Here is a 5,837-nt window from a genome sequence, read left to right as displayed (position 1 = left end):
ATCGACGGCAACGGGGAAATACAGCGTCGCACCTGCGGCAATAGCGGTGTTGTCCATGTTGCCGCCATGCTTGCCCGGCGTTCCGCAGTTGACCGGCTCGCCTTCGGGGGCAACACCGATGACGCCAATCATCGGGGCAATCGGGATGCTCAGGCGCTCATCCCACACGACCTTGCCGTCCTCGACCTTGCAAAAATGCGTCGCCCAGTCACTGAAGCGGTCGCCGCAAACACCCTCGTCTTTTCCGGTGCAAGAACTTGTCTGCGCATCGAGTTCGATATTGTCGATATGAACCTTCAACGTGCCACCCGCAACAGCGCCTTCGACATAAATCGGGCCCGTTGCGGGGTTGATCGCCTCCCAGTCGATTTCGCTCAGTTGATCTTTGGGGCCTTGTAGCTGATTGCCAAAGCAGTCCTTCGTGCGAATGCGCACCGTCTCTCCTGACGGCACCTTCAGTACTGGCTCCAAATCCTTGTCGAAAGAAAAGAGCGTCTTGGAATCATCGAGTTCAATCATGAGAAAATTCCCTTTCAAACGTTGCCATTATTCTCATTGATAGTCTGTCTCGAGCGCCGCTTTATAGCGCTCGTAAAGCTCCGGTACCGCCTTTTTCATGCTCACCGGCTTGAAATCGTCGCGCCGAATAAGACAATGCTCGCTCATTCCTGTCGTAAACGGCTTCGCTACGTCGAAATCGAGCGCTTCTCCATCAAAGACTTTGTAGCGAAACTGCACCTTTGTCGGTTTGAGCGCGGTGACGGCAAGCTGCACAACGACATTGTCCCCGTATCGAACGGACTCGCCGTAGTCGCACTCGACATGGAGGACGGGAGAGATAAGTCCCCGCGCTTCCAAATCAGCATAGGGAAATCCTAACTCAGCGAGATATTTCTCACGAGCATCCTCAAAGTAGAGGATGTAGTTGGCATGATAGACGACTCCCATCATATCGGTTTCGCCGTAGCGAACGGATATGGGCACATTCAGACGCATAGCGAGCACACCTTCTAAAAAACGGTAGAATACCTCTTAGTATGGTAGCGCATCGCGGCGCGTCGAGATATCAAGAAGGGCAAAACGAGACAATGACCGAATCAGCTTCAAGCAAAGACCAGCAACCTTACGAGAGATTCACGTTGAAGATGGCTGTCGAGCTTGCCGCTCCGCACACATGGCCCGCATCCATTCTGCCCGTGCTCGTCGCCACAAGCTGCGCGGTCGTGCACTCCCCCGCCCTCGACGTCCTTATGGTGTGCGCGCTGCTCGCCATCTGCATCCTCATGCAGGCTTCGGTCAACACCTTCAACGACTACTACGACTTCGTCAAAGGCGCAGACAGCGAAGAGGATAATGTCGACATAACCGACGCTGTGCTCGTGTACAACCATATCAACCCCGCGTCGGCGCTTCGCCTGGCAATTGGATTGCTCGTCGCCGCCTTCGCGATCGGCGTCTACGTCATCTATTGCGCCGGATGGATTCCGCTTGTCCTTGGAATCATCGGCGCGGTGATCGTCATCGCCTATTCAGCTGGCAAAACGCCTATCTCCTACCTTCCCATCGGAGAAGTGGTAAGTGGGTTCGTCATGGGCGGGCTCATTCCGCTCGCGTGCTACCAAGTCCTCACGGGAGAACTCGATTTCGTCGTGCTTGTCTGGTCGATCCCGACGATCATCGGGATCGGGCTCATCATGATGACGAACAACACCTGCGACATCGAGAAAGACATCGAAGTGAACCGCCGCACGCTGCCGACGCTGCTCGGCCGACCGCGTGCTCGCAAGCTCTACCATGCACTCGTCTTCTGCTGGCTCGCTGCGATCGTAGTCGTTGTTGCGGTGTTCTTCCCGCGCGGTGCGATCATCTTGGTGTTCGCGGTGTTAGCTTCCTATCCTTTGCTGAAGGCGCTCTTGAGCAACCCTCTCGCTCCCCCGGCCCGCATTGGGGCCATGGCGCAGATCTGCAGCGTGAACATCGCGCTTGGGTCGTTCTATGCCGCCGCAATACTCGCGAGCAGCGCCATCGCCTTCATCGCCTAAAGGAAGGAACCGTCATCAGTACAAGGGGCCGCCACCAGCGCCAACACCTCGACCCTATTGACGGCAGTACGCGCGAGCGCTCATATTCCCGTCGCATAAAAATGCCCTGCACCCCGAAGGCTGACATCGGAATGCAGGGCATATATCGCTTTCGCGAACGACCACGTGGGAAGGCGTTACTTCGTCACGAGAACGGGAATCTCCGACTCGCGAAGGACCGCCGTCGAAACGCTGCCCAACATCGAGCGGACAGCGCCCAAGCCGCGGCTTCCCATGACGATGAGCCCGCAGCCCTCCGACTTCGCGATCGAGATGATCAGCTCGTGCGGTTTGCCAAACGCAACGCGCAGCGTCGTGATGTCCTCATGGCCGACGACGCGATCGCCGACGTTCTTCTTCAAATTGGAAAGCGCTTCCTCTTCGTCGCCGATGGAGGTAAGAAGAACGCCCGCAGCGCGCGCGGCTGCATTGAACGCTGGATCGCCCGTCTTCGCCAAGTCGGTGACCGTGACGACGACCACACCTTCGGCCAAGCCGTGATCGACGAGCTCATAAGCGTCAGCAAGCGCACGGTTCGAAGCGCCGGAGCAATCGTAACCTACGAGAATCTTTGAGTATCCCATGATGAAACCTCTCTTTCATACGACGACGAGAACGCCGCCTATCCCCTAGTCGGACAGGTTATCAAATCCAGGCTATCTGGATTCTACCATGAAGGTTCTTAAGCGAGAAGCAAGAAAGAAGCTGCTCGGGACTTGCTGGATCTGCCGTGGGTGCAAGGCCCGTGATCCCTGCGATATGTCCGATGATCGCCTCAGGGGAGCCGAACCTCGCAAGCAGAGCATCAAGCGATGCGTCGCGATCGCGCTTCGAGAGCCGTCGATCTCGTTCAGCGACGAGGAGTGGGATGTGGCCGTAGGCGAGATGCGGCAGGCTAAGCAGGTTCTGAAGGTAGATTTGCTGCGGGGTCGAGCATAGCAAGTCAACACCCCTCACCACGCTGTTCACCCCCTGTGCGGCATCGTCGACGACGACGGCGAGCTGATAGGCGAAAGCTTGGTCGGATCGGCGAACGAGGAAGTCGCCGCAATCGCGCTCAAGGTTTTGGGAGTAATCGCCCTGGATGGTGTCATGAAACGAGATGTCCTTGTCAGGGGTGCGCAGCCGCATAGCGGGCATGCGTCCCGAAGCCTCCTTCGCCGCGCGCTCCTTGGCGGAAAGCAACCGGCAGGTTCCCGGATAGACAAGCTTTTCCCCACGATGAGGGGCAGATGCCGCATGCAAATCTGCGCGCGTGCAGTAGCAGGGGTAGATAAGGCCCCTCCCCTTGAGCGAATCGAAGGCGGCGGCGTAGACCTCGTCCCTATCGTGCTGAAAGAAGGGGCCGCGATCCCATGTCAAGCCAAGCATCTCGAAGTCGCGCTGAACCGCGTCGATGTATTCGGGCTTCGAGCGCTCGCGGTCCAAATCCTCGATGCGCAGAACGATTTCGCCACCCTGGGACTTCGCGACGAGCCACGCCGTAAGCGCGGCGTAGATGTTGCCCGCATGCATGCGCCCCGTGGGAGACGGAGCAAAACGCCCGACCACCTTCTCGCTCACCGCATAACCCCTTTCGCTCCCTCATGATGCAACAACCAGAACAAACCCCAAGCCCCGCGCAAGCCAGAGCCCCAAAACAACGATGCCGACGACAAACGCCGCCGGCATCGAATAAGACCAGAAGCGCTACTTGCGCAGGTCCTTTACGTGTTTCGTCTTTCCGGTCGAGCGCTCGATGCCACCTGGCTCGACAAGCTTCACCTTCACGCCAACAAGCAGCGTGCCTTTGAGCTTTTCGGCGACCATCTGGCGGAAATTGTCCATCACCTCGAACGAGTCACTGAATGCCTCAGGCTTGAGCTCGACGTTGACCGTCATGCGATCAAGACCGGTCTCATTGTCAACCACAATGAGGTAGTGCGGGGTGACACCCTCGATGCCCGCGAGCACGTCCTCGACCTGGCTCGGGAACACGTTCGTACCGCGGATGATGAGCATGTCGTCGCAGCGCGCGCGGACCTTCTGCATGCGCGCATGCGTGCGGCCGCAGCTGCACTTCTCGGCAACGACGCGCGTCAAGTCGTGCGTACGGTAGCGAAGCACAGGGATGCCTTCTTTGTCGAGCGGCGTCAAAACGAGCTCGCCCATCTCGCCTTCAGGTACGGGCTCGCCGGTCACCGGATCGACGACCTCCCACAGGAAATGGTCCTCGGCTATGTGCTGCATATCGCGCTCAGCAAGGCATTCGCCCGACACGCCCGGGCCCATGACCTCGGTCAACCCGTAGTTGTCGGTGCATACGATGTGCATGCGGCTCTCGATTTCTGCCTTGAGCGCAGGCGGGCAGGGCTCGCCGCCAAAAAGCCCGACGCGCAGCGTCGACTTCTCCCAATCGAAGCCCATCTTTTCCCCCACCTCGCAAATGTGAAGCGCGTAAGTGGGCGTCGCGATGATCACAGTCGTACCGTAGTCCTCGATCATCTGGATATGGCGCTCGGTGTTGCCCGAACCCGCCGGAATCATCGTGCAGCCAAGTTTCATGCAGCCGTAATGGAGGCCGAAACCGCCGGTGAACATGCCGTAGCCGAATGCCATCTGCACCCGATCGCCCGGGACGACGCCCGCCATGCTGGCAAGACGCGCAATGCAGTCGCTCCAAACGGCCATGTCGTGCTTGGTATAGCCAACGACAATCGGCTTGCCCGTCGTTCCCGAGGAAGAGTGCATCTCGACGATCTTGTCGAGCGGCTGGGCGAAAAGCCCATAGGGGAACGTCTCGCGCAGCGCGTTCTTATCGGTGAAGGGAAGCTTGCGGATATCTTCGAGCGTCTTGACGTCCTCGGGCCTCACGCCCATCTCATTCATCTTATCGCGATACCACGCAACGTTCTCATAGGTGTAGGCGACCTGCGCGATCAGCTTCTCGAGCTGGATCGCGCGAATGCGCTCGCGGCTCGAGGTTTCCATGGCTCGGTCGAACATGGGAAGCACGTCGAAATTCCCCGCGGCAGCAGCCTTGAGAGCGGCGCCTTTCACGGAGGGGTCGAATATCTCTTCAGCGGTACTGTTCACTATCATCACAACTTTCTTAAGCGGTTACGCAACGAGATGCGCAAGATCATCCTGGCCCAGGAGCTCAACGGGCTCGCTTTCGAGCATCCTCTCGGCGGCAGCGACGTCGTTCACCGAGAGGACGATATACGTGCTGATGAGCGAATAGCTATACGTTACATTGATGTGGCAGTCGGCGATGATTCCCATGACGCGCGCGAGCTCGCCAGGCGTGTCCTCCAAACGCAGCACGAGCACCTCGGACTTCGCGCAGGCGGCATTCTGCTCACGAAGCACCGCGAGCGCCGCATCGGGGTTGTCGACGATGAAGCGCACGATACCGTAATCGCCAGTATCGGAAGCGCTGTAGCCGCGAACGTTGACGCCCGCCTCGACGAAGGAATCGAGCACGCGTACGAGATGGCCGGGCTCGCTTTCGATGAAGACGCTGATTTGGGAAACGCTCATAAGACCACTCCTTCTCGCTTATTCCGCGGAAAACGAGGCACCCAGCTTGAACGCCTCGAGGTTGACATCAAGATACTTCTCGGGAACGCGGGCGGCGATGACCCGATTCCATACATCCGTCGGGAAGCCGAGAGCGCGTGAGAGCGCACCGAGCAGCACGACGTTGGCCGCCTTCGTGGTACCCGCCTTGCGGGCAAGCTCGGTTGCGGGAATGAGCATCGCACCCGCATCGCG

The 5,837-nt window shown here is 58.7% G+C and carries 8 protein-coding genes; 1 reads left to right on the top strand and 7 read right to left on the bottom strand.

Features of this window, described 5'->3' with window-relative positions; translation table 11 throughout:
- A partial coding sequence (locus Q0G18_RS08805; protein ID WP_297152133.1) for an acetamidase/formamidase family protein occupies positions 1 to 519 on the bottom strand: 519 nt, incomplete at its 3' end.
- 33 nt (positions 520 to 552) lie between these two features.
- Positions 553 to 996: a thioesterase family protein gene (locus Q0G18_RS08800; RefSeq protein ID WP_297152130.1), complete on the bottom strand. Its 444-nt coding sequence runs from the start codon at positions 994 to 996 to the stop codon at positions 553 to 555.
- Positions 997 to 1,088: 92 nt separating this feature from the next.
- Here Q0G18_RS08800 and Q0G18_RS08795 point away from each other — a divergent pair, with 92 nt between their 5' ends.
- Complete coding sequence (locus tag Q0G18_RS08795) at positions 1,089 to 2,042, top strand: prenyltransferase (RefSeq protein WP_297152126.1); 954 nt, start codon at positions 1,089 to 1,091, stop codon at positions 2,040 to 2,042.
- A gap of 176 nt (positions 2,043 to 2,218) precedes the next feature.
- Here the strand turns inward: Q0G18_RS08795 and Q0G18_RS08790 are convergent, their stop codons facing one another.
- The 5 genes from Q0G18_RS08790 to Q0G18_RS08770 form a co-directional block, all read right to left on the bottom strand.
- Entirely contained in the window at positions 2,219 to 2,665 is a 447-nt protein-coding gene (locus Q0G18_RS08790) for a universal stress protein (protein WP_297152123.1), read from the bottom strand.
- A gap of 61 nt (positions 2,666 to 2,726) precedes the next feature.
- Positions 2,727 to 3,644 carry a tRNA glutamyl-Q(34) synthetase GluQRS gene (gene gluQRS, locus Q0G18_RS08785; protein ID WP_297152120.1) on the bottom strand — a complete coding sequence of 306 codons (918 nt, stop codon included), beginning with the start codon at positions 3,642 to 3,644 and terminating at the stop codon, positions 2,727 to 2,729.
- Positions 3,645 to 3,770: 126 nt separating this feature from the next.
- Positions 3,771 to 5,162 carry a phenylacetate--CoA ligase family protein gene (locus Q0G18_RS08780; protein WP_297152117.1) on the bottom strand — a complete coding sequence of 464 codons (1,392 nt, stop codon included), beginning with the start codon at positions 5,160 to 5,162 and terminating at the stop codon, positions 3,771 to 3,773.
- An 18-nt stretch (positions 5,163 to 5,180) separates the two neighbouring features.
- The gene (locus Q0G18_RS08775; RefSeq protein WP_276995744.1) at positions 5,181 to 5,603 is read right to left on the bottom strand and encodes an amino acid-binding protein; all 423 of its coding nucleotides are present in this window, start codon (positions 5,601 to 5,603) and stop codon (positions 5,181 to 5,183) included.
- A gap of 18 nt (positions 5,604 to 5,621) precedes the next feature.
- Positions 5,622 to 5,837 (bottom strand): 2-oxoacid:acceptor oxidoreductase family protein (locus Q0G18_RS08770; RefSeq protein WP_297152112.1); only part of this gene is annotated, 216 nt, incomplete at its 5' end.

The organism is uncultured Ellagibacter sp., assembly GCF_934636505.1.
GTDB lineage: Bacteria > Actinomycetota > Coriobacteriia > Coriobacteriales > Eggerthellaceae > Ellagibacter.
This window is presented reverse-complemented; position numbering and strand designations above follow the sequence as displayed.

Excerpts from the sequence above, each read along its gene's own strand:
- Q0G18_RS08800 (WP_297152130.1), bottom strand. The coding sequence starts at position 996 with ATGCGTCTGAATGTGCCCATATCCGTTCGCTACGGCGAAACCGATATG.
- Q0G18_RS08790 (WP_297152123.1), bottom strand. The coding sequence starts at position 2,665 with ATGGGATACTCAAAGATTCTCGTAGGTTACGATTGCTCCGGCGCTTCG.
- Q0G18_RS08780 (WP_297152117.1), bottom strand. The coding sequence starts at position 5,162 with ATGATAGTGAACAGTACCGCTGAAGAGATATTCGACCCCTCCGTGAAA.
- Q0G18_RS08775 (WP_276995744.1), bottom strand. The coding sequence starts at position 5,603 with ATGAGCGTTTCCCAAATCAGCGTCTTCATCGAAAGCGAGCCCGGCCAT.
- Q0G18_RS08795 (WP_297152126.1), top strand. The coding sequence starts at position 1,089 with ATGACCGAATCAGCTTCAAGCAAAGACCAGCAACCTTACGAGAGATTC.